The organism is Isoptericola sp. GX10416, assembly GCF_056590155.1.
Map to the genome: position 1 here is coordinate 214191 of NZ_JBWPVO010000003.1, position 24102 is coordinate 238292.

The 24102-nt window shown below is 68.4% G+C and carries 18 protein-coding genes and 1 tRNA gene; all 19 read right to left on the reverse strand.

Annotated elements, in window-relative coordinates:
• Positions 1-2 precede the first annotated feature (2 nt).
• The gene (gene rplC, locus ACWAT2_RS06830) at positions 3-656 is read right to left on the reverse strand and encodes a 50S ribosomal protein L3 (protein ID WP_402372488.1); all 654 of its coding nucleotides are present in this window, start codon (positions 654-656) and stop codon (positions 3-5) included.
• A gap of 11 nt (positions 657-667) precedes the next feature.
• Positions 668-976, reverse strand: a complete 309-nt coding sequence (rpsJ, locus tag ACWAT2_RS06835; protein ID WP_013837837.1) for a 30S ribosomal protein S10 — start codon at positions 974-976, stop codon at positions 668-670.
• A 467-nt stretch (positions 977-1443) separates the two neighbouring features.
• On the reverse strand, positions 1444-2640 hold the full coding sequence (gene tuf, locus ACWAT2_RS06840; RefSeq protein WP_402372490.1) for an elongation factor Tu: 1197 nt from the start codon (positions 2638-2640) through the stop codon (positions 1444-1446).
• Between the two features lie 127 nt (positions 2641-2767).
• Positions 2768-4870: an elongation factor G gene (gene fusA, locus ACWAT2_RS06845; RefSeq protein WP_402372493.1), complete on the reverse strand. Its 2103-nt coding sequence runs from the start codon at positions 4868-4870 to the stop codon at positions 2768-2770.
• 113 nt (positions 4871-4983) lie between these two features.
• Positions 4984-5454: a 30S ribosomal protein S7 gene (rpsG, locus tag ACWAT2_RS06850; protein ID WP_106267322.1), complete on the reverse strand. Its 471-nt coding sequence runs from the start codon at positions 5452-5454 to the stop codon at positions 4984-4986.
• Complete coding sequence (gene rpsL, locus ACWAT2_RS06855) at positions 5454-5828, reverse strand: 30S ribosomal protein S12 (protein WP_106267324.1); 375 nt, start codon at positions 5826-5828, stop codon at positions 5454-5456. Before rpsL ends, rpsG begins: the two co-directional genes overlap by 1 nt.
• A gap of 563 nt (positions 5829-6391) precedes the next feature.
• The gene (locus tag ACWAT2_RS06860) at positions 6392-10273 is read right to left on the reverse strand and encodes a DNA-directed RNA polymerase subunit beta' (protein ID WP_402372497.1); all 3882 of its coding nucleotides are present in this window, start codon (positions 10271-10273) and stop codon (positions 6392-6394) included.
• Between the two features lie 56 nt (positions 10274-10329).
• Entirely contained in the window at positions 10330-13842 is a 3513-nt protein-coding gene (rpoB, locus tag ACWAT2_RS06865; protein WP_402372500.1) for a DNA-directed RNA polymerase subunit beta, read from the reverse strand.
• Positions 13843-14332: 490 nt separating this feature from the next.
• Positions 14333-14722: a 50S ribosomal protein L7/L12 gene (gene rplL, locus ACWAT2_RS06870; protein WP_402372502.1), complete on the reverse strand. Its 390-nt coding sequence runs from the start codon at positions 14720-14722 to the stop codon at positions 14333-14335.
• Positions 14723-14805: 83 nt separating this feature from the next.
• The gene (rplJ, locus tag ACWAT2_RS06875; protein ID WP_402372505.1) at positions 14806-15336 is read right to left on the reverse strand and encodes a 50S ribosomal protein L10; all 531 of its coding nucleotides are present in this window, start codon (positions 15334-15336) and stop codon (positions 14806-14808) included.
• Positions 15337-15633: 297 nt separating this feature from the next.
• Entirely contained in the window at positions 15634-18186 is a 2553-nt protein-coding gene (locus tag ACWAT2_RS06880; RefSeq protein WP_402372507.1) for a CHAT domain-containing protein, read from the reverse strand.
• A gap of 18 nt (positions 18187-18204) precedes the next feature.
• The gene (locus ACWAT2_RS06885) at positions 18205-19716 is read right to left on the reverse strand and encodes a S8 family peptidase (RefSeq protein WP_480048677.1); all 1512 of its coding nucleotides are present in this window, start codon (positions 19714-19716) and stop codon (positions 18205-18207) included.
• A gap of 355 nt (positions 19717-20071) precedes the next feature.
• A complete protein-coding gene (locus tag ACWAT2_RS06890; protein WP_402372512.1) occupies positions 20072-20572 on the reverse strand; it encodes a hypothetical protein in 501 nt (166 codons plus the stop codon).
• Positions 20563-21171 (reverse strand): RNA polymerase sigma factor, encoded by a 609-nt coding sequence (locus tag ACWAT2_RS06895; protein ID WP_402372514.1) that lies wholly within the window; start codon positions 21169-21171, stop codon positions 20563-20565. The genes ACWAT2_RS06890 and ACWAT2_RS06895 overlap by 10 nt, the downstream gene beginning before the upstream one ends.
• A 261-nt stretch (positions 21172-21432) precedes the next feature.
• Positions 21433-22140 carry a 50S ribosomal protein L1 gene (gene rplA / locus ACWAT2_RS06900; protein WP_402372516.1) on the reverse strand — a complete coding sequence of 236 codons (708 nt, stop codon included), beginning with the start codon at positions 22138-22140 and terminating at the stop codon, positions 21433-21435.
• A 109-nt stretch (positions 22141-22249) separates the two neighbouring features.
• Entirely contained in the window at positions 22250-22681 is a 432-nt protein-coding gene (rplK, locus tag ACWAT2_RS06905; protein ID WP_402372519.1) for a 50S ribosomal protein L11, read from the reverse strand.
• 96 nt (positions 22682-22777) lie between these two features.
• Positions 22778-23545, reverse strand: coding sequence for a transcription termination/antitermination protein NusG (gene nusG / locus ACWAT2_RS06910; protein WP_402372521.1), 768 nt, complete (start codon positions 23543-23545; stop codon positions 22778-22780).
• A 64-nt stretch (positions 23546-23609) separates the two neighbouring features.
• Positions 23610-23864 carry a preprotein translocase subunit SecE gene (gene secE, locus ACWAT2_RS06915; RefSeq protein WP_402372522.1) on the reverse strand — a complete coding sequence of 85 codons (255 nt, stop codon included), beginning with the start codon at positions 23862-23864 and terminating at the stop codon, positions 23610-23612.
• 134 nt (positions 23865-23998) lie between these two features.
• Positions 23999-24074, reverse strand: a tRNA-Trp gene (locus tag ACWAT2_RS06920).
• Between the last annotated feature and the right edge of the window lie 28 nt (positions 24075-24102).

The following is a 24102-nucleotide window of genomic DNA, read 5'->3' on the forward strand; positions in this document are numbered from 1 at the left end:
TCTCAGGCTCCCTTCGCGGCGGTACGGACGAGGACGATGCCGCCCTTGGGGCCGGGGACCGCGCCCTTGACGAGCAGCAGACCCTTCTCCGCGTCGACCGCGTGGACGGTCAGGTTCTGGACGGTCTTGCGGGCGTGGCCCATGCGACCGGCCATCCGCATGCCCTTGAACACGCGCGAGGGCGTGGAGGCGCCGCCGATCGAACCCGGCTTGCGGTGGTTGCGGTGCGCACCGTGCGAGGCGCCCACGCCGGCGAAGCCGTGACGCTTCATGACGCCGGCGGTGCCCTTGCCCTTGGTGGTTCCGACGACGTCGACCACGGTCCCGGCCTCGAAGGCCTCGGCGGTGATCTCCTGACCGGTCGTGTACTCACCGGCGTTGTCGGTACGGACCTCGACGAGGTGACGGCGCGGCGTGACGCCGGCCTTCTCGAAGTGGCCCTTGAGCGGCTTGGTGACCTTGCGCGGGTCGATCTGGCCGGCGGCGAGCTGGACGGCTGCATAGCCGTCGGCCTCCGCGTCGCGGACCTGCGTCACCACGTTGGTGGGGACGGCGACGACGGTGACCGGCACGAGCTTGCCCGCGTCGTCCCACGTCTGCGTCATGCCGAGCTTGGTGCCGAGCACCGCGGTCATGTTCTTCTGCTGGTTGGTCATGATCTCCAGCCTCAGAGCTTGATCTCGATGTTCACGTCAGCCGGCAGATCGATGCGCATGAGCGAGTCGACCGCCTTCGGCGTGGGATCGATGATGTCGATCAGGCGCTTGTGCGTGCGCATCTCGAAGTGCTCACGGCTGTCCTTGTACTTGTGAGGCGACCGGATGACGGTGAAGACGTTCTTCTCCGTCGGCAGCGGCACCGGACCCACGACCGTCGCACCAGCGCGTGTCACCGTGTCGACGATCTTGCGCGCCGAGCTGTCGATGACCTCGTGGTCGTAGGACTTGAGCCGGATGCGGATCTTCTGTCCCGCCATGGCGTCGTCTGACTCTCTCTCTCGAACCGCTAATGTCCGACCCCCGCGCTCGGGCGTGTCGCATAGCGCGAGACGCTCGGGCACACACCTGTCCGGCGTTGGGGCCGTTGATTGTGGACCGCTGCGCGGACCACGACGTATGTCCAGCCTGTCGAGACGTGTGTCCGTGGGGCGTTCCGCGTATCGACAGCAGGCATCCCCACGATCCCCTCCGAGGAGGGGGACCGCTCCAGGCGCCGCCACCGGCCTGAGGCCGTGACGTGCACCGCGGTGCTACACACTGTTCGACACGAGAAAGAACGCGCCCGTGACAGGCAACTTGACCATCTTGCCATACGGGGAGCCGGGAGACCAACTCCTCCGGGGTGTGACGCCGGACGCACCCGAGGCCCGGGCCCCCGCGGGGGCCCGGGCCTCGGACGGACCGGTGGAGCTCAGCTCCCCACGATCACCGAGTGATCAGGTGATCACTTGACGATCTTGGTGACACGGCCGGAACCGACCGTGCGACCACCCTCACGGATGGCGAAGCCGAGGCCCTCCTCCATGGCGATCGGCTGGATCAGCTCGACCGACATGTCGGTGTTGTCGCCGGGCATGACCATCTCGGTGCCCTCAGGCAGCGTGATGACGCCGGTGACGTCCGTGGTCCGGAAGTAGAACTGCGGACGGTAGTTCGAGTAGAACGGGTTGTGGCGGCCGCCCTCGTCCTTGCCCAGGATGTAGACCTGCGCCTCGAAGTTCGTGTGCGGGGTGATCGAACCCGGCTTCACGACGACCTGGCCACGCTCGACGTCCTCGCGCTTGAGGCCACGCAGGAGGAGACCGGTGTTGTCGCCGGCCTGCGCCTGGTCCATCTGCTTGTGGAAGGTCTCGATACCGGTGACCGTCGTCTTCTGCGGGGAGCGGATGCCGACGATCTCGACCTCGGAGTTGATGTCGAGCGTGCCACGCGCCACCTTGCCGGTGACGACGGTGCCACGACCGGTGATCGTGAAGACGTCCTCGATGGGCATGAGGAACGGCTTGTCGAGCTCACGCTGCGGCTCGGGGACGTTCTCGTCCACGGCCTCCATGAGCTCCAGGACCTTCTTGGTCCACTCGGGGTCACCCTCGAGCGCCTTGAGGCCGGAGACGCGGACGACCGGAGCGTTGTCGCCGTCGAACTCCTGCGACGACAGCAGCTCGCGGACCTCCATCTCGACGAGCTCGAGGAGCTCCTCGTCCTCGACCATGTCGGACTTGTTGAGCGCCACGAGCAGGTAGGGGACGCCCACCTGGCGGGCCAGGAGGACGTGCTCGCGCGTCTGGGCCATCGGGCCGTCCGTCGCGGCGACCACGAGGATGGCACCGTCCATCTGCGCCGCACCGGTGATCATGTTCTTGATGTAGTCGGCGTGACCCGGCGCATCGACGTGAGCGTAGTGACGGTTCGGCGTCTCGTACTCGATGTGCGAGATGTTGATCGTGATACCGCGCTGCTTCTCCTCGGGCGCGGCATCGATCTCGTCGAAGTTCTTCAGCTGGTTCGACGGGAGGTCGGGGTACGTCTCGGCGAGCGTCTTCGAGATCGCGGCCGTCAGCGTCGTCTTACCGTGGTCGACGTGACCGATGGTGCCGATGTTGACGTGCGGCTTGGTCCGCTCGAACTTGGCCTTAGCCACTGGGGTCCTCCTGGGACTTGGGTAGATGTTCCGAACGTTGCGAGTGTCGGCCGATCAAGCCTAAACCCTCGGGGCGTTGCGGTTTCCTACAGGTTGATGGTTGTGCAGGTGTTCGACCTGTGGGGACTCACTCGCCCCGGGTCTTCTTGATGATCTCCTCAGCCACGGCCTTGGGAACCTCGCCATAGCTGTCGAACTGCATCGAGTACACGGCGCGGCCCTGCGTCTTGGAACGCAGGTCCCCGATGTACCCGAACATCTCGCTCAACGGTACCTGGGCGCGCACGACCTTGACGCCCGTCGCGTCCTCCATGGACTGGATCATCCCACGGCGTGAGTTGATGTCGCCGATGACCTCGCCCATGTACTCCTCGGGCGTGCGCACCTCGACGGCCATGATGGGCTCCAGCAGCACCGGGTCGGCGCGCCGGACACCCTCCTTGAACACCATGGATCCAGCGATCTTGAACGCCATCTCCGAGGAGTCGACGTCGTGGTACGCACCGTCGAGGAGCGTGGCCTTGACACCGACCACCGGGAACCCGGCCAGCACACCCTGCTGCATGGCCGACTGGATACCGGCGTCCACCGACGGGATGTACTCACGCGGGATCCGACCGCCGGTGACCGCGTTGGCGAACTCGTAGAGCTCGTTCTCCGTGGTCTCCAGCGGCTCGAAGGTCACCTGGACCTTCGCGAACTGACCCGAACCACCGGTCTGCTTCTTGTGCGTGTAGTCGATCTTCTCCGCCTTGCGACGGATCGTCTCGCGGTACGCGACCTGCGGCTTGCCGACGTTGGCCTCGACCTTGAACTCCCGCTTCATGCGGTCGACGAGGATGTCGAGGTGGAGCTCGCCCATACCGCCGATGACGGTCTGGCCGGTCTCCTCGTCCAGCTTGACGCGGAACGTCGGGTCCTCCTCGGCGAGCTTCTGGATCGCCGTGGAGAGCTTTTCCTGGTCCGCCTTGGTCTTCGGCTCGATGGCCACGTCGATCACGGGCTCCGGGAAGGTCATCGACTCGAGGATGACCTGGGAGTCCGAGGCGCTCAGGGTGTCACCGGTGGTGGTGTCCTTGAGCCCGATGAACGCGTAGATGTGGCCGGCCTGGGCCTCGGGGACCGGGTTCTCCTTGTTGGAGTGCATCTGGAAGAGCTTCCCGATGCGCTCCTTCTTGCCCTTGGTCGTGTTGTAGACCTGGGCGCCCTGCTCGACCTTGCCCGAGTAGACCCGGACGTAGGTGAGCTTGCCGAAGAACGGGTGCGAGGCGACCTTGAACGCCAGCGCGGAGAAGGGCTCCGAGGCGTCCGAGTGACGCTCGATGATCTTCTCCTCGTCCTTGGCGTCGTGACCCTGGACGGGCGGGACGTCGAGCGGCGACGGAAGGTAGTCGATGACAGCGTCGAGCATGGGCTGCACGCCCTTGTTCTTGAACGCCGAGCCGCAGAGGACCGGGAAGGCCTCCGAGTTGACGACGAGCTTGCGGATGCCGCCCTTGATCTCGTCGATCGTCAGCTCTTCGCCACCGAGGTACTTCTCGAGCAGCTCCTCGTCCGTCTCCGCGACGGCCTCGATGAGCTCGGCGCGGTACTCCTCGGCCTTGGCCTGGAGGTCGGTGGGGATCTCCTCGACCTCGTAGGTCTCGCCGAGCTTGGTCTCGCCGTGCCAGACCAGTGCCTTCATCTGGAGCAGGTCGACGACGCCGGTGAAGTCGTTCTCCGCACCGATCGGCAGCTGGATGACCAGCGGCTTCGCCTTGAGGCGCTCGACGATCGTCTTCACGGTGAAGTAGAAGTCGGCACCGAGCTTGTCCATCTTGTTGACGAAGCAGATGCGCGGCACGTCGTACTTGTCGGCCTGACGCCACACGGTCTCCGACTGGGGCTCGACGCCCTCCTTGCCGTCGAACACGGCGACGGCACCGTCGAGGACACGGAGCGAACGCTCCACCTCGACGGTGAAGTCCACGTGCCCCGGGGTGTCGATGATGTTGATCTGGTTGTCGCCCCAGTAGCAGGTCGTCGCGGCGGACGTGATCGTGATGCCGCGCTCCTGCTCCTGCTCCATCCAGTCCATCGTCGACGCACCGTCGTGCGTCTCACCGACCTTGTAGTTGACACCCGTGTAGTACAGGATGCGCTCGGTGGTGGTGGTCTTTCCGGCATCGATGTGGGCCATGATGCCGATGTTGCGGACCTTCTTCAGGTCGGTCAGCACGTCGAGTGCCACGGTGTCTTACCCCTCGGGTCAGTGGGACGTCGGGAACCGGTGCGGAGACCCGGCTTCTGCCGGCTCCAGATCCGCGGACGACCCCGGGATGCTCCCGAGGTCGTCCGAGCGCATCACCAGCGGTAGTGCGCGAAGGCCTTGTTGGACTCGGCCATCTTGTGCATGTCCTCGCGGCGCTTGACCGCGGCACCGAGGCCGTTCGAGGCGTCGAGGATCTCGTTCATCAGACGCTCGGTCATCGTCTTCTCGCGACGAGCGCGCGAGAAGTCGGTGAGCCAGCGCAGAGCGAGCGTCGTCGACCGCGACGGCCGGACGTCGACCGGGACCTGGTAGGTCGCGCCGCCGACTCGGCGGGAGCGGACCTCGAGGGCCGGACGGACGTTCTCGAGCGCACGCTTGAGGACGACGACCGGGTCCTGGTCGGTCTTGTCACGAACACCCTCGAGGGCGCCGTAGACGATCGACTCGGCGGTGGACTTCTTACCGTCGAGCAGGACCTTGTTGATCAGCTGCGTCACGACGGGCGACCCGTAGACGGGGTCGACGATGAGCGGCCGCTTGGGGGCCGGACCCTTACGAGGCATCAGGCCTTCTCCTTCTTCGCGCCGTACCGGGAACGCGCCTGCTGACGGCCCTTGACACCCTGGGTGTCGAGCGCGCCGCGCACGATCTTGTAGCGGACACCGGGAAGGTCCTTCACACGGCCGCCGCGCACGAGCACGATCGAGTGCTCCTGAAGGTTGTGGCCGACACCCGGGATGTAGGCCGTGACCTCGATACCGGAGGAAAGCTTCACACGCGCGACCTTGCGGAGCGCGGAGTTCGGCTTCTTGGGGGTGGTGGTGTACACACGGGTGCACACGCCGCGCCGCTGAGGGGAACCCTTGAGGGCCGGGGTCTTCGACTTCCCGGCCTTCGAGGTCCGGCCCTTGCGGACGAGCTGCTGGATCGTAGGCACTACGTCTCCGTCGTCTCTCGAGCTCACGAGGGCCTGTCGGCCCTCGACGGTGGTCTGTCTGGCTTGTGCGTGCCGATCGCAGGCGGCACCCGCGATCCTCACGGACCGCAACGCCACTTACCACCGGCTCGATGGCCCGGGTCCGCTCCCCCGTTCTCGCGAACGGTCCGAGCAGTCATCCGGGATGCTCGTGCACGCATCGGCGGCGCCTCCGGCGACTCTCCCGAGAGATGCTCTGGAGCACTTCTCGGACGACCAGCGGGATGCACGGTGCGACGGCACGGGCACGGCTTCCTAGGCTACCGCCGGAAGCAAGCATGGTCAAAGGACGAGACAACCCTCCGGGTGTGACGTCCGTCGCCCGCCCCGACGACCGCCCCTGACCCGCGCCGATGCACCCGAGCCGCCTTCGCCGTCGTCGTCCCCGCGACCGTCCGACGCAACGAAGACGGCGCGGGGAGGCCCGCCGTCGTTCCGGTCGTACGCGTTCCCGAAGTGGAGCGCCCCCAGGGGCGCGTGAACGCGACCGGAACGACGGCGGGCCTCCCCGCGCCGAACAGGAATCAGCGGAAGTCGCCGAAGTCCAGGTCCTCCAGCGGGATCGCCTCGCCCGAGCCCATGCCGAGGGTCGGGAAGTCGATCTCGTCGTAGCCGAAGCTCGGGTAGAGCTCCGCCTTCGCCTGCTCGGTCGGCTCGACCTCGATGTTCCGGTAGCGGGGCAGACCCGTACCGGCGGGGATGAGCTTACCGATGATGACGTTCTCCTTGAGGCCCAGCAGCGGGTCCCGACGACCGCTCATCGCCGCCTCGGTGAGGACCCGGGTCGTCTCCTGGAAGGAGGCGGCCGAGAGCCACGAGTCGGTGGCGAGCGAGGCCTTCGTGATACCCATCAGCTCCGGACGGCCGGCGGCCGGCTGGCCACCCTCCGCCACGGCCTTGCGGTTCGCGTCCTCGAAGCGGGTGCGCTCCGCGAGCTCACCCGGCAGCAGCGCGGCGTCCCCGGCGTCCAGCACGGTCACGCGACGCAGCATCTGCCGCACGATGACCTCGATGTGCTTGTCGTGGATGTCCACACCCTGCGAGCGGTACGTGTCCTGCACCGCGTCGACGAGCTGCTTCTGGGCGGCACGCGGGCCGAGGATGCGCAGGACCTTCTTCGGGTCGACCGCACCCTGCACCAGCTGGGTGCCGACAGCGACGTGGTCGCCGTCCGCGATCAGCAGGCGCGCACGCTTGGTGACGGGGTAGCGGATCTCCTCGCCGCCGTCGTCCGGCGTGAGCACGAGGTGACGCGTGCGCTCGGTGTCCTCGATCGCGACCCGACCGGTGTACTCCGCGATCGGCGCCTCACCCTTGGGGGTGCGGGCCTCGAAGAGCTCGGTCACGCGGGGAAGACCCTGCGTGATGTCCTCCGCGGAGGCGACACCACCGGTGTGGAAGGTACGCATCGTCAGCTGCGTGCCCGGCTCACCGATCGACTGCGCCGCGATGATGCCGACGGCCTCGCCGATGTCCACGAGCTTGCCCGTGGCCAGGGAGCGGCCGTAGCACTTGGCGCAGGTGCCCACGCGCGACTCGCAGGTCAGGACCGAGCGGACCCGGACCTCCTCGATGCCGGCCGCGATCACCTTGTCGATGATGATGTCGCCCGCGTCGGAACCGGCCTCGGCGATGACCGTGCCGTCCTCCGCCACGACGTCCGTGGCGAACGTCCGCGAGTAGATCGACGTCTCCACGCGAGCGTCCGGCACCAGCTGGTCGCCGATCCGCTCGGCCACCGGCAGCGGCAGACCGCGCTCGGTGCCGCAGTCGTCCTCACGGATGATGACGTCCTGCGACACGTCGACGAGCCGACGCGTCAGGTAGCCGGAGTCCGCCGTCCGCAGCGCCGTGTCCGCGAGGCCCTTGCGGGCACCGTGGGAGGCGATGAAGTACTCGAGGACGGACAGGCCCTCGCGGTAGTTGGACTTGATCGGGCGCGGGATGATCTCGCCCTTCGGGTTCGCCACGAGACCGCGCATGCCGGCGATCTGACGGACCTGCATCCAGTTACCACGGGCACCCGAGGAGACCATGCGGTACAGCGTGTTCCGCTCGTCGTTCTCGAGGTGGTCGCGCATGACGGAAGCGATCTTGTCGGTCGCCTGGGTCCAGATCTCGATGAGCTCCTGACGGCGCTCGTCGTCGGTGATCAGGCCCTTCTCGTACTGGCCCTGGACCTTGAGCGCGCGTGCCTCGTGCTCGTCGAGGATCTCGTTCTTCTCCACCGGCATCGCGACGTCGGTGATCGAGATCGTCACGCCCGAGCGGGTCGCCCACCGGTAGCCGGCGTCCTTGAGCGCGTCGAGCGACGTCGCGACGTCGACCTTCGGGTAGCGCTCCGCCAGGTCGTTGACGATCGCGGAGAGCTCCTTCTTGCCGACGATCTCGTTCTGGAACGGGTAGTCGACGGGAAGTGCCTCGTTGAAGAGCGTGCGACCGAGCGTGGTCTCGAACAGCAGCGGCTGACCCGGCTCCCAGCCCTCGGGGGCCACGAAGCCGCGGCTCGGCGCCACCAGGTCCGACATGCGCACCTTGATCGTCGCGTTGATGTCGAGCTGACCACGGTCGAACGCCATGATCGCCTCGGCCTGCGACGCGAACACGCGACCCTCGCCCTCGGCACCCGGGCGGTCCGCCGTCAGGTGGTGCAGACCGATGATCATGTCCTGGGAGGGCATGGTCACCGGACGGCCGTCCGAGGGCTTCAGGATGTTGTTGCTCGAGAGCATGAGGATGCGGGCCTCGGCCTGCGCCTCCGCGCTCAGCGGCAGGTGGACGGCCATCTGGTCACCGTCGAAGTCGGCGTTGAACGCGCCGCACACGAGCGGGTGCAGGTGGATCGCCTTGCCCTCGACGAGCTGCGGCTCGAACGCCTGGATGCCCAGACGGTGCAGGGTGGGCGCACGGTTGAGCAGCACGGGGTGCTCGGTGATGACCTCCTCGAGCACGTCCCACACCACGGAACGCGTCCGCTCGACCATCCGCTTGGCGGACTTGATGTTCTGCGCGTGGTTGAGCTCCACGAGCCGCTTCATGACGAACGGCTTGAACAGCTCGAGCGCCATCTGCTTCGGCAGGCCGCACTGGTGCAGCTTGAGCTGCGGGCCGACCACGATGACCGAACGGCCCGAGTAGTCGACACGCTTGCCGAGCAGGTTCTGACGGAACCGGCCCTGCTTGCCCTTGAGCATGTCGGAGATCGACTTCAGCGGACGGTTGCCGGGGCCCGTGACCGGGCGACCGCGGCGGCCGTTGTCGAACAGCGAGTCGACGGCCTCCTGCAGCATCCGCTTCTCGTTGTTGACGATGATCTCGGGCGCGCCGAGGTCGAGCAGCCGCTTGAGGCGGTTGTTCCGGTTGATGACACGGCGGTACAGGTCGTTGAGGTCCGACGTCGCGAAGCGCCCACCGTCGAGCTGCACCATCGGGCGCAGGTCCGGCGGGATGACCGGCACGGCGTCGAGCACCATGGCCGACGGCGAGTTCGTCGTCGTGAGGAACGCGTTGACGACCTTGAGGCGCTTCAGCGCCCGGGTCTTGCGCTGCCCCTTGCCGCTGCGGATGATCTCGCGCAGCGTCTCGGCCTCGGCGTCCAGGTCGAAGCTCTCGAGACGCTTCTGGATCGCCGCGGCGCCCATCGAGCCCTCGAAGTAGGTGCCGTAACGGTCGACGAGCTGCCGGTACAGCATCTCGTCACCCTCGAGGTCGGCGACCTTGAGGTTCTTGAACCGGTCCCAGACCTGCTCCAGGCGGTCGAGCTCCGCGTCCGAGCGCTTGCGCAGCTGCGCCATCTCGCGCTCGGCGGAGTCACGCACCTTGCGGCGCGCGTCGGCCTTGGCGCCCTCGGCCTCGAGCTCGGCCAGGTCGGCCTCGAGCTTCTGGGCGCGGGTGTTGATGTCGTTGTCGCGCCGGTCGGTGATCTCCTTCTTCTCCAGGTCGATCTCGTTCTGGAGGTTCGGGAGGTCTTCCTGGCGCGCCTCGTCGTCGACCCACGTGATCATGTAGGCCGCGAAGTAGATGACCTTCTCCAGGTCCTTGGGCGCCAGGTCCAGCAGGTAGCCCAGGCGGGAGGGCACACCCTTGAAGAACCAGATGTGCGTGACGGGGGCCGCGAGCTCGATGTGACCCATGCGCTCACGGCGCACCTTGGACCGCGTGACCTCGACACCGCAGCGCTCGCAGATGATGCCCTTGAAACGCACCCGCTTGTACTTGCCGCAGTAGCACTCCCAGTCCCGGGTGGGGCCGAAGATCTTCTCGCAGAAGAGCCCGTCCTTCTCCGGCTTCAGGGTGCGGTAGTTGATGGTCTCGGGCTTCTTCACCTCGCCGTGCGACCAGGCACGGATGTCGTCGGCCCTGGCCAGGCCGATACGCAGCTCGTCGAAGACGTTGACGTCGAGCAAGATGTCCTACTTCCTCAAAGCTTTTCGGATGTTCCGTGGTTCAGCTGGTCGCTGGATCAGATCTCGTCGACCGTGGTGGCGGAGTTGGGCCGGCGGGAGAGGTCGATGCCGAGCTCTTCCGCGGCGCGGTACACCTCGTCGTCGGACTCCTTCATCTCGATCTGCACGCCGTCGCTCGAGAGCACCTCGACGTTCAGGCAGAGCGACTGCATCTCCTTGAGGAGGACCTTGAAGGACTCCGGGATGCCCGAGTCGGGGATGTTCTCGCCCTTGACGATCGCCTCGTAGACCTTGACGCGGCCCGGGATGTCGTCGGACTTGATGGTGAGCAGCTCCTGGAGCGTGTAGGCCGCTCCGTACGCCTCGAGCGCCCACACCTCCATCTCGCCGAACCGCTGACCGCCGAACTGCGCCTTACCACCCAGCGGCTGCTGCGTGATCATCGAGTACGGGCCGGTCGAGCGCGCGTGGATCTTGTCGTCGACGAGGTGGTGGAGCTTGAGGATGTACATGTAGCCCACCGCGACCGGGTCCGGGAACGGCTCGCCGGAACGGCCGTCGAACAGCGCCGCCTTGCCGTCGAGACCGACCATGCGGTCGCCGTCGCGGTTCGGCAGCGTCGTCGAGATGAGGCCGCGCAGCGCGTCCTCCTCCAGACCGTCGAACACCGGCGTGGCCACCGGGACACCCGGCTCGGAACGCTTGGCGTGCTCCGGGAGCTTCTCGCGCCACTGCAGGTCGTCGCCCTCGGCGAGCTCGACGTCCCAGCCTCGGCTGGCGACCCAGCCCAGGTGGGTCTCGAGCACCTGGCCGACGTTCATACGACCGGGCACACCGAGCGGGTTGAGCACGATGTCCACGGGCGTGCCGTCGGGCAGGAAGGGCATGTCCTCCTGCGGGAGGATCTTGGAGATGACGCCCTTGTTGCCGTGACGGCCGGCGAGCTTGTCACCGACGGTGATCTTGCGGCGGTTGGCGATGTAGACGCGCACCAGCTGGTTCACGCCGGCGGGCAGCTCGTCGCCGTCCTCCCGGTTGAACTCACGCACGCCGATCACGGTGCCGGACTCGCCGTGGGGCACCTTGAGTGACGTGTCACGGACCTCGCGGGCCTTCTCGCCGAAGATCGCGCGCAGCAGGCGCTCCTCCGGGGTCAGCTCGGTCTCGCCCTTCGGCGTGACCTTGCCGACGAGCACGTCGCCGGCCCCGACCTCGGCACCGATGCGGATGATGCCGCGCTCGTCGAGGTCCGCCAGGACGTCCTCGGAGACGTTCGGGATGTCTCGCGTGATCTCCTCGGGGCCGAGCTTGGTGTCGCGCGCGTCGACCTCGTGCTCCTCGATGTGGATCGAGGACAGGACGTCGTCCTCCACGAGGCGCTGCGACAGGATGATCGCGTCCTCGTAGTTGTGACCTTCCCAGGACATGAACGCCACGAGCAGGTTGCGACCCAGCGCGAGGTCGCCCTCGTCGGTCGCGGGACCGTCGGCGAGCACGGAGCCCACCTCGACCCGCTGGCCGGCGTCGACCAGCACGCGCTGGTTGTAGCTCGTGCCCTGGTTCGAGCGGCGGAACTTCGCCGCGCGGTACGTGGTCGTCGTCGCGTCGTCGTTCTCGACCGTGATGAGGTCGGCGGAGACCTGCGTGACCACACCGGGCTTCGCCGCGACGATGACGTCACCGGCGTCGACGGCGGCACGGCGCTCCATGCCGGTACCGACCAGCGGCGCCTCCGAGCGCACCAGCGGCACGGCCTGACGCTGCATGTTGGCGCCCATGAGCGCGCGGTTCGCGTCGTCGTGCTCGAGGAACGGGATGAGCGCGGTCGCGACCGACACCATCTGGCGCGGCGAGACGTCCATGTAGTCGACGTCGGCCGCCAGGATGTCGTCCGTCTCGCCGCCCTTGGTACGGACCAGGACGCGGTCGAGCGCGAAGGAGCCGTCCTCGTTCAGCGTGGTGTTCGCCTGCGCGATGACGTGACGGTCCTCGTCGTCGGCCGTGAGGTAGACGACCTCGTCGGTGACCTTGCCGGCCACGACCTTGCGGTACGGCGTCTCGATGAAGCCGAACGGGTTGATGCGGCCGAAGGACGCGAGCGAACCGATCAGGCCGATGTTCGGGCCCTCCGGCGTCTCGATCGGGCACATGCGGCCGTAGTGCGACGGGTGGACGTCACGGACCTCCATGCCCGCGCGGTCGCGAGAGAGGCCGCCCGGGCCGAGCGCGGAGAGTCGACGCTTGTGCGTCAGGCCCGCGAGCGGGTTGTTCTGGTCCATGAACTGCGACAGCTGCGAGGTGCCGAAGAACTCGCGGATCGAGGCCACCACGGGACGGATGTTGATCAGGGTCTGCGGCGTGATCGCCTCGACGTCCTGCGTCGTCATCCGCTCGCGCACGACGCGCTCCATCCGGGACAGACCCGTGCGGACCTGGTTCTGGATGAGCTCGCCCACGGCGCGGATGCGGCGGTTGCCGAAGTGGTCGATGTCGTCGGTCTCGACGCGGACCTCGTAGGGCTCGCCGTCACGGGTGCCGTCGAGCGTGGCCTTGTCGGCGTGCAGCGCGGCGAGGTACTTGATCGTTGCGACGACGTCGGTCACCGACAGCGTGCTCTCGCTCAGCTCGGCGGAGACGCCGACCTTCTTGTTCATCTTGTAGCGGCCGACCTTCGCGAGGTCGTAGCGCTTCGGGTTGAAGTAGAAGTTCTCGACGAGCGCGCGACCGGCCTCGACCGTCGGGGGCTCGCCCGGACGGATCTTGCGGTACAGGTCGACGAGCGCCTCGTCCTGCGTGTGGACGTGGTCCTTCTCGAGGGTGTCGAGGATCGTCGGGAACTCGGCGAACTCCTCGCGGATCTCCGACTCCGTCAGGCCGAGCGCCTTGAGCAGCACGGTCACCGGCTGCTTGCGCTTGCGGTCCACGCGCACGCCGACGGCGTCGCGCTTGTCGATCTCGAACTCGAGCCACGCACCGCGCGACGGGATGATCTTGGCGGAGTAGACGTCCTTGTCGCTCGTCTTGTCCGGCGTCCGCTCGAAGTAGACGCCCGGGGAACGCACGAGCTGCGAGACGACGACGCGCTCGGTGCCGTTGATGACGAACGTGCCGCGGTCGGTCATGAGCGGGAAGTCACCCATGAACACCGTCTGGCTCTTGATCTCGCCGGTGGTGTAGTTGACGAACTCGGCCGTGACGAACAGCGGGGCCGCGTACGTGAAGTCCTTCTCCTTGCACTCGTCCACCGTGTACTTCGGCGGCTCGAAGCGGTGGTTGGAGAAGGAGAGGGACATGGACTGGCCGAAGTCCTCGATCGGGGAGATCTCCTCGAAGATCTCCTCGAGACCGGATGCGTCCGGGACGTCGTGGCGACCGGCCTCGACCGCGGCCTCGACCCGGGCCTGCCAGGACTCGTTCCCCAGGAGCCAGTCGAAGCTCTCGACCTGGAGCCCGAGCAGGTCGGGCGCCTGGAGCGGCTCGTGGATCCGGGCGAAGGAGACGCGGCGGGAGGCGGTGCGGTTCGCGATGGCGTCGGCGGACGGAGCAGAAGGGGTGCGCGAGGCAGCCAAGAGGGGTCCTTCCCTGCAGTTCGATGGCACGCTGTACGCTCGTGCTGCGACGGGCGCCGAGCCGCGGGCGAAGGGCCGCCACGACGAGCCACCGGGGAGTGACCACGGTGGGCTCAAGGAGGCGGGACATCGTCGGCGGGGAGGGGCGTCAGGGCACAGGCGAGCGCAAAGCGCTAGCGTAGCCGAAGCCGTGGACCGTGTCCACCCGCGGGGGCACGCGAGCAGACGCCCTCGGCTTCGCTGATTGTGAGGACGTTGTCTCGGTGGCCGCCATATGCCGCCCAAGAAACGGTACCCACTGACGTTACCGCCCACCAGGCCCCGGGACCACCCGGACGGCGGAGCCGTTGCTCACACTCCCCCGGTCCCTCACAGGTCCCCCACGCAGCGACGACGAAGGCCCGCTCCCGGAGGGGAACGGGCCTTCGTGCCGGAGACTCCGCGACCGAGGTCGCGGCATCACCCGTGAGTGCGGCTCAGGCCGCGAGGCTCACTTGAGGGTGACGGTGGCGCCGGCGCCCTCGAGCGCCTCCTTGGCCTTCTCCGCGGCGTCCTTGTCGACGCCCTCGACGACCGGCTTCGGCGCGCCGTCGACCAGGTCCTTGGCCTCCTTGAGACCGAGGGACGTGAGCGCGCGCACCTCCTTGATGACCTGGATCTTCTTGTCGCCGGCCGACTCGAGGACGACGTCGAACTCGGTCTGCTCCTCGGCAGCCTCGGCCTCGCCGCCACCGGCGGGGGCGCCCGCGGCAGCCACGGCGACCGGAGCGGCGGCGGTGACGTCGAACTTCTCCTCGAAGGCCTTCACGAACTCGGAGAGCTCGATGAGGGTGAGCTCCTCGAAGGCGGACAGGAGCTCGTCGGTGCTGAGCTTCGCCATGATGTGGCGTTCCTTTCAATCAGCGCTTCGCGGGCCGGACGGCCCGCCAGAAGCAGGGGTTGTGTGTCTGGGCGGCCGCCAGGTCAGGCGGCGACGCCCTCCGAGTCCTGCTTCTGACGCAGGGCATCGATGACTCGGGCGACCTGGGCCGGCTTGGCGGAGAAGGCGTACGCCGCACGCGTCAGCGTGGCCTTCAGCCCACCAGCCACCTTGGCCAGCAGAACCTCGCGGGACTCGAGGTCCGCGAGCTTCGTGATCTCCGCAGCGGTCAGCGGGTTCCCGTCGAGGACACCGCCCTTGATGACCAGTGCAGGGTTCGCCTTGGCGAAGTCACGCAGGCCCTTGGCGGCCTCGACCGGGTCCCCGGTCACGAACGCGATCGCAGAGGGGCCCTTGAGGTCGGCGTCGAGACCCTCGACACCCGCCTCCTTGGCCGCGATCGTCGTCAGCGTGTTCTTCACCACGGCGTAGGTTGCGTTGCCGCGCAGCGACCGCCGCAGCTCCTGGAGCTGCGTGACGGTGAGCCCGCGGTACTCGGTCAGCACGGCCGCGTTCGTCTCACGGAGCTGGTCCGCGATCTGCGCGACGGCGGCTGCCTTGTCCGGCCTCGCCATGGCAATCCTTCCGGTGGTGGAGCCACCGGTCACCCCGGGAAAGAGAAAGAGCCCCGGCGCAGGCGCACGGGGCTCGGAAACACACAGCGGAACTGTGGGATCGTCGTCTGTGTCACCTGCGCAGGCCCCCGCTCTTCGCGGGACTTCGGTCTGGCGCGTCCACCTGCGTGGGCAGCGCCGGACGACCGGCGGTCTTGGGTTACTCGAACACCTTACACGACGACGGCGGCGGTGCGGCACCCGAGGCGGGAGGCACGCGTCACAGCGGGCCTCACCGAGTTCTCGAACGTGGCAGTGCTACCACTCGCCCGACCTTCCGAAGCAGACCAGGGGAACGGGCTCCGGCTCGTCCACGATGGCGTTCGCCAAGGCCACGCCCGGCCGTGTCCCTGCCTTCAGCTCCCGGTGCAGCGCCGGCATGACACGCACGGCGACGTCGTCTCGCAGGGGCGCGACGGCCGCGACCACCGCACGCGCACCCATTCTCAGCAGCACACTCGTCAGTCCCAGCGGTTCTCCCCCGTGGCGCATGCTCATGGACCCGACGTCGCACGCCGAGAGGACGACAACTGATTGCGACAGGTCCTGCCCGTCCAGCTCGTGCGCGAACAGCGGCCCGTCGGCCAGCGCGAGGCGAGAGAACATCGGGTTCTCGGGCTCGTGCGTACCGTGCGCCGCGATGTGGACGACGGCGGCGCCCCCGATGGCGTCTGCCACCGCCTCGCATCGCGCGTCCTCACCGGTCAGACATCTGGTCGTACCTCGCCAGACATCCGCCACCGCACGCGCCTCGGTGGGTGCACCGCTGAGATCGGGACCCGCGACCGCGACCCCCCGTCCTGGTCGCCAGCTCCCGGTGCCGCGGTCGACCCACGAGTTCACCACGGTCGACAGACCTCGCCGAGACGGCAGCGCCGCCCAGGGAAGAGAAACCAGGCGGTCGCGGGCAGCGACGAACACCGGGCCGGTGACGTCCAGCTTCCGGAGCAGGACGTCGTCCACCCAGGTGAGCTCACGCGTCAGGGACCGCAGGGCCGTCCCGCGCAACGGAGCCGGGATGAGCGAGTTCGCGACGATCCGAAGGTCGGCCCGCATCCGGTGTGCATGTTCTCTCAGCTCGTCGACGGCAAGGAGATCCACCAGACGTGAACCCTCCTGGTCCACGCGGAGGACGAGCACGCGGCCACGACGCAACGTGAAGTTGAGGATCACTCTGTCGTCGCCGGCTGCGCTGAGGTCTGCCTGCATCCCACGTGCGGTGGCGGGTTGTGGAACCTCCGCGTTGCCGCTGACGTACCACGACCGTTCTCGCGCGCGGTTCTGGAGCCTGCGCGCCTCCCGGTGCAGACGACTCTGCTCGTCGGCGGCGCCTGGGGTCGCGCGGAGCTGTCGGGCCCGGTCGAAGAGCCGCCTGGCGCCGGCGACGAGCGCGGCCGTCTCCTCGTCGTCGGGTGGATGCACACGGCCCGCTCCGGCAAAGGTGGCACGGCCTCGCTCCAGTGCGTCGAAGACGGAGGCCGCCCGCCCGGTGGCGAGCGCTGCGTCCACATCGACGTGCTGGAGACGTATGCCGTGTGCGGCCGCGGCTGTCACCGCCTCGACAGCCCCCAGCCTCTGCCGCTGGGTCGCGAGGAGGGAGTGTCCCCGCCGCACCGCACGAAGGCCCGCTCGCCGGTCCCCTCCCCCGAACGCCACAAGAGCCTGGACCACCTCGCGACGCACCCGCGCGCCGAGCGGCAGGTCTCTGCTCGACGGAACACGCTGTAGCTCCCCCTGGGCCTCGGTCGCCCTTCCCGCCCGGGCGAACGCCTCGGCCGCGACGAGGCTTGCGTCGACGGCGACGCGTTCAGCTCCTGCTGTCGACTCCGCTCGTTCTCGGAGACCCGTGGCAGCCTGAGCGAGACGCTCCAGCTCCCGCGACCTGCCGCTTCCCTCCTGGTGACGTCCGTGCTTCGCATCGAGAACGATGAGCTCCGCCCGGAGCTCGACGAGCACGAGTCCTGCCCGCCGTGCACGAGCACCCGCCCGCTGCGCCAGGCGAGCCGCCTCCTCGTTCCGGTCGAGCGCAACCAAGCAGCGGGCCCGAGTGATCTGCGCGTCCAACAGGTCACGAGACCCATGACTCGCCGCGAGCAGCTGCGAGGCCTCGGTGAGCGCCGCCTCAGCGTCCGTCAGCAGCCCTGCCTCCAGCAGCACCGTCGCCTTGTCGACCAGTCCGACGCCGGCATGCTCAGGAGGTGCCGCCGACGCGGCCGAGTCCATCGCTCGCAGTGCGGCCGGCAGGTCGCCACGCAGGTAGTACGCATAGCCCAGGTTGTGTTCCGCCATCGGACGGAACACCACCTCCGCGTCACCGCGAGCGAGATCGCGACACCTCTCGAAGTCGCGAGCTGCCGCCTCGACGTCACCCCGCTCGAGATGGAGCGACCCACGGTTGAGGAGGGCTGGGACCATCTCCTCCTCGTCACTCATGTGCTCGAGTGCCGCATCGAGCTCGTGCCTGGCGCTCCGGAGATCGCCCGTACGAAGGAGCTGCAACCCCCTGTTCCCACGAACAGTGGCCACCAGTGCATCGTCGTTCGCGTCCCGCGCCCACCGCGCAGCCTCGTCGAGGACGTCCAGCACCGATTCCTGCCCGGCGCCGAGCTCTGTGCTGCAGGCGGCCAGCCCGACGAGTGCGCGCGCACGCACCGCGGAGGCCTCCGCCCGAGGCACCCCATCACCCAGCCCGTCGAGCCGGCGCAGAGCTGTGCGGTACATCTGTGCGGCACGTCCGAAGTGGCGATTCACGCGGGCCCGGGCGCGGGCATCGGCCACCTGAGCCATCACGGCGGCCAGCCCGTCGTCCATCGGTCACCCCATGTCTGCTCACCCAGGCTCGGCCGCGCCACCGAGCTCGAGGCCGGTCGCGGCGGTCACCGCATCCCAGATGTCCCTGACTCTCCCCTCGACAGTAGCGTCACCAGCATCGTGACGAGGAACCCGGACCGCGAGCAGCTCCCTGGCGATCTCTCCGGCGAGGACCGGTGCCGCGAACGACGTCCCGCTCCACGTCGCGAAGCCGCCTTGAAAACCTTCGGGATCGATCGTCGCGCGGTGACTGTCGGCGTACTTCTCCTTCATCCGCACCGACGGCGTCAGAGGGCCGTCCAGCGTCGTCGGAACGGTGCTGACGAGAGCCGCGCCCGGCCGCACGCACGTCACCCACGGCCCGTCGTTGCTGAACAAGGCTGTCGTTCCGTCCGGGTTCCGGGCTCCGACACTGAGGATCGGCGGTCGATCGGCCGACGTGTCACGGGGGCAGGTGATGCGTACCGGGTCGCTTCGTCGATCGACCTCCGGTGCGAAGGCTGCCGGGTACGACGGTCGCGTCTCACCGTCGTTGCCCGACGCCACGACGACGGCGACACCCGACTCCCGGAGCGTGGCGAGCACCTGCGACAACGGATGGTCCCACTGCAGGTCCTCCGGTCGTTCGTGGTAGTAGCCCATCGCCAGCACGACGACGTCGATCGGCACGAACCCCGCGTGCCCGGCGAGCCCGCGCTGGTGGTAGCGGTTCAGCCGACGGAGGGACTCGATGACCTCCGACTCGACGGCCACACCGGCCCCGCCGACGGCGCGGACAGGCAGGATCCGGGCATCGGCACAGACCTGGTGCACGATGCCGGCGATGAAGGTCCCGTGGCCTGCGACAGGATCGAGCGGACCGGTCAACGGAGCGGTGCTGGTCCCGCCGATCTCTGCGTCCTCCTCGGGCGACGCCGCGAGGGGGAACGTCCCGATGGGCCCGTCCGGCAGGCGAGCGTCACGGATCACGACGCCGTTGCCGTCGTCCCTCGACGCGTCTCCCGTGTAGGTCCCGAACCACTCGTGCGTCCCGACACCCGTGTCGACGATCGCGACGACGGGCCGGACCGCACCCGACGGCGTCCTCGCGTCGTCGCCGTCCGGGCGTTCCTGCCGTACGGGGCGGCTGCCGAGCCACTGGACGGGTGCGCGGCCGCCCGACCCCGGAACTCCGTACTCGGGCAGACCGTGCGAGGTGAACGGGTGCGAGGTGAACGGGTGCGAGGTGAACGGGTGCGAGGTGAACGGGTGCGAGGTGAACGGGTGCGAGGTGAACGGGTGCGACGTGAACGGATGCGAGGTGAACGGGTGCGAGGTGAACGGGACCGCGAGCATGACGTGGTCCAGGCTCAACCGCCATCCTGTCGTGGTGTCGTCGGCGTCGGCCTCGAGCACCTCCCACGCGTCGGGCTGCCGGTCCGGCCGGTCGGTCAGCAGGCGGAGGACGAACCCGAACTCAGGGTCGACGCGGTCCAGCAGGTCCGCTCGTGATGACCTCGCGGTCGGCTCGACGTCCTGCCTGAACCGCACCTCGAGACCGACTCGACAACCCTGCCTGCGCGCCTCCCGCTCGACCAGAGTGGCCGATTCCTCGGACTCCGGCGCGGCCACCTCGAGGACGTCGCTCGATCCCCCGGCGTCATCAACCTGTCGAAGACGCGCACGGATGCTCTGTGGTAGATCACCGTGGACCAGGAGTCGGTCGGCCAGATACCAGGTGGGCCCCACGTCGTGCCGGCCTGGACGGCGCCGCACCGAGTTGGGGTCGAGGTACCGGACGACGGGACCCGGTCCTCGCATGCTCGGACCGACAGGGCTCTCGCTCACGTGCTCCTCCTCAGGGGCGGGCACGGAAGCGCCCGCAGGTCAGACAGGAATGGGCGCTCTACAGCTCGATGACGGGTGTCGTGATGGGGACGTCGTCCTGCTCGACGAGCAGGCTGGCCAGTCCGCGCGGCACGTCCTCGAGGACGAACCGTCCGTCGTCGTCCGCGGTGCTGCGGTGGTCGCCGTCGGGACGGCGCAGGACGATCGTCAGCGTGTCCGCGGGCGCGATCCAGCCGTCGACACGCACCGTCCGCGGAGTGTTGCCCGGAGACAGCGCGATCATCACGGTGAGCCGTTCGTGCGTGAAGGTGATGGTGCGGGTCTCGAGCGGCGGCGCGTCGCTGCGTACCGTGCCCGCGGGCGCCTCGAGGACCATGAGCTCCATGACCTCCGACTCGAGGCCTGCGAGGGTGATGGCGAACAGCGACCGCTCGACGAGCCCGTCCGGCACCGGGTCGAGGCGCTCGTCCAGCTCAGCGAGCCGGGCGAGCAGGGCGACGTCCGAGGCGTCCAGCGGGTCCTCCGCTCCGGGGACGTCGTCGAAGTAGGTCATGTCCATGAGGTCTCCCCGTGCTCGGTGAGGAGGGTGCGTAGCTTGGCGAGGCACCGTCCCCGGGTGGCGCCGATGCTCCCGACCGGCATGCCGATCGCGGCGGAGATGGCCCGGTAGTCCGGACGGTCGGCGAGGGAGACGAGGCGCAGCAGCTCCTGGCACCGTGCCGGCAGCTCGCGCAGCGCACCCCACAGCAGCCGGTCGCGCTCGTTCCGCAGGACCTCTGCCTCCGGACCCGGGGTCGGGTCAGGCAGGGTCGCGGAGGTCTCGGTGTCGTCGTCGGGCAGGTCCGTGCGCCGCTGCTCGTCGGCACGTGCCTTGCGGACGACCTCCCAGGCGGCGCGCCGTGCCGTCACCAGCAGCCACTTGAGTGTGGCCTTCGGTTCGGAGATCGAGTCCACGTGGCTCACGAGCGCCGCCCACGTCTGCTGGACGACGTCGTCGGCCACTTCACGAGGTACGCCCTGGGCGCGCACCGTCCGCCACAGCAGCGGGGTCGCCTCGCGGACGAACTCCCGCATGGCGTCCGTGCGGCCGTCGCGATAGCCCAGCAGGGCTGCCGCCGCTCGGTCACCGAGGCTCTCCGTCTCGGGTGGGCTGGTCATCTCTCGTCGCGCGTCCTCGTGGTCCTGGCTGCCGGACGCTCCGGCGGCTGCCCACGAGCCTAGGGCGGGGCGTGGGGACGCGCGGCGTCCTCCGGGTCCGCCCATGACATTTCACCCTCCGCACGATCAGCTCTGTCGTGGGGAGGGAGGCAGCAGGGCTCTGTCTGATACATCGACCCACGATCGTCCCGGGCCGGGAACGACGACGGCCCGGCACCCTCGCGAGAAGGGCACCGGGCCGTCGTGGCGCGGAGAGCGGTGTCAGCTCTCCATCAGGCGCGTGGTGCGCGACTGGTCGAGCGGGATGCCCGGGCCGAACGTCGTCGCCAGCGTCGCCTTCGTGATGTAGCGGCCCTTCGAGGACGACGGCTTGAGCCGCAGGACCTCGTCCAGGGCGGCGCCGTAGTTCTCCACCAGCTGCTCCTCGGAGAACGAGGCCTTGCCGATGATGAAGTGGAGGTTCGCGTGCTTGTCGACGCGGAACTCGATCTTTCCGCCCTTGATGTCGTTCACGGCCTTGGTGACGTCCATGGTCACGGTGCCGGTCTTCGGGTTCGGCATGAGGCCGCGGGGACCGAGGACCTTGCCGAGACGACCGACCTTGCCCATGAGGTCCGGCGTGGCCACGGCCGCGTCGAAGTCGGTGTAGCCGCCGGCGACCTTGGCAATGAGGTCGTCGCCGCCGACCTCGTCGGCGCCGGCCGCCATGGCCTCCTCGGCCTTCGGGCCGTTCGCGAAGACGACCACGCGAGCGGTCTTGCCCGTGCCGTGCGGCAGGTTGACCGTGCCGCGGACGAGCTGGTCCGCCTTGCGCGGGTCGACGCCGAGGCGGAAGGCCACCTCGAGGGTCGCGTCCGCCTTCGAGGAGGCGGACTCCTTCGCCAGCTTCACGGCCTCGAGGGGCGTGTAGAGGTTCTCGCGGTCGATCTTCGCCGCGGCGGCGCGGTACGCCTTGCTGCGCTGTGCCATCTGCATGTCTCCTTGCTGCAGTCGTGGTTCGTCGGGTCTGCGCAGACCCTCCCACGTGCCCGACGACTGTCGTCGGGACTTGTCGTCCCTGGTGGGACTCCGGCGGACGTCAGTCCGCGACGGTGATGCCCATCGAACGGGCGGTGCCCGCGATGATCTTCTTCGCGGACTCGATGTCGTTCGCGTTGATGTCCGGCATCTTGGTCTCGGCGATCTCCCGGACCTGGTCCTGGGTGAGCTGAGCGACCTTGTCCGTGTGCGGCGTCGCCGAGCCCTTGGTCACACCGGCGGCCTTCTTGATGAGCTCCGCGGCCGGCGGGGTCTTCGTGATGAACGTGAAGGAGCGGTCCTCGTAGACCGTGATCTCCACCGGCACCACGTTGCCGCGCTGCGACTCGGTGGCCGCGTTGTAGGCCTTGCAGAACTCCATGATGTTGACGCCGTGCTGACCCAGTGCGGGCCCGATCGGCGGGGCGGGGTTCGCGGCCCCGGCCTGGATCTGGAGTTTGATGAGACCGGCGACCTTCTTCTTGGGAGGCATGGTGCTTCCCCTCTCTGTGTCATGGGCCGACGCCGTGGGCGATGACCCGGTTGCATGACGTCGTTCGTGCGGAGGGCCGGAGGTCCGGCGCTCCGGTCAGATCTTGGCGACCTGGTTGAACGACAGCTCGACCGGGGTCTCCCGGCCGAAGATGGAGACGAGGACCTTGAGCTTCTGGGCCTCGGCGTTGATCTCGGAGATCGTGGCGGGCAGCGTGTCGAACGGACCGTCCGTGACGGTCACCGACTCGCCGACCTCGAAGTCGACCTCGATGGAGGGCTGCGCGGACGCGCCTCCGGTCGCCCCGCCGGCGCCGCCGGCGGACGGCTTGGCGGGCGAGTCCTCGAGCATCGTCGGGGCGAGCATCCCGAAGACCTCGTCCAGCGACAGCGGGACGGGCTGGTGGGTGTGGCCCACGAAGCCGGTGACTCCCGGCGTGTGACGCACGGCGCCCCACGACTCGTCGGTGAGGTCCATGCGCACCAGGACGTAACCGGGGATCCGGACGCGGCGGACGGTCTTCTTCTGCGCGTTCTTGATCTCGGTCACCTCCTCCATGGGGACCTCCACCTGGAAGATGTAGTCCTCCATGTTGAGGCTCTGGGTGCGGTTCTCGAGGTTCGCCTTCACACGGTTCTCGTAGCCCGCGTAGGAGTGGATGACGTACCAGTCACCGAGCTGCGCGCGCAGCATGCGACGGAGCTCGTCGGCGGGGTCCTCGATCTCCGCGGTGACGTCCGCGTCGTCAGAAGTGGCCGCAGCCTCCTCGTCGGCCACGGGCGCGTCGTTGTCGGCCTCGACGCCGGTGGCGTCGGGCTGCGTGGGGTCGACGTTCTCCGCCTGCTCCAGAGGGTCCTGGGACACGAACGAACCTGCTTTCTGACTTCGGATGTGGGTTGCGGCCCGGGCGATCGTGGGCTGGACGGGATCAGTTCCCGAAGAGCCAGCCGGCACCCTGGCCGACGACGAGGTCGAGCCCGGTGATGAAGAGCATCGCCACCGTGACGAACACGATCACGACGATCGTGTAGTTGATCAGCTCCGACCGGGTCGGGGTGACGACCTTGCGGAGCTCACCCACGACCTGCCGGACGAACAGCGCGATGCGGGCGAAGACGCCACGACGCTCCTTGCCCGTTCCGGCACCGTGCGTCCCAGCGGCCTCAGCCGGCAACTCGCTCACTTCGACCTACCCCGTTTCGCGATCACACCGCAGCCACGCCGCCTGCCGGCGACGTACCCACGGCACAGACTCCTGGCGTTCGGGTCACACATGTCGCATGGCCCCGCTGCGCGCGGCCCCGCGGGGGATCACGCTGGCAGGGTAGACAGGACTCGAACCTGCAACCTGCGGTTTTGGAGACCGCTGCGCTACCAATTGCGCCACTACCCTTCGTGCCCGACGACGTCGCACCGGTCGA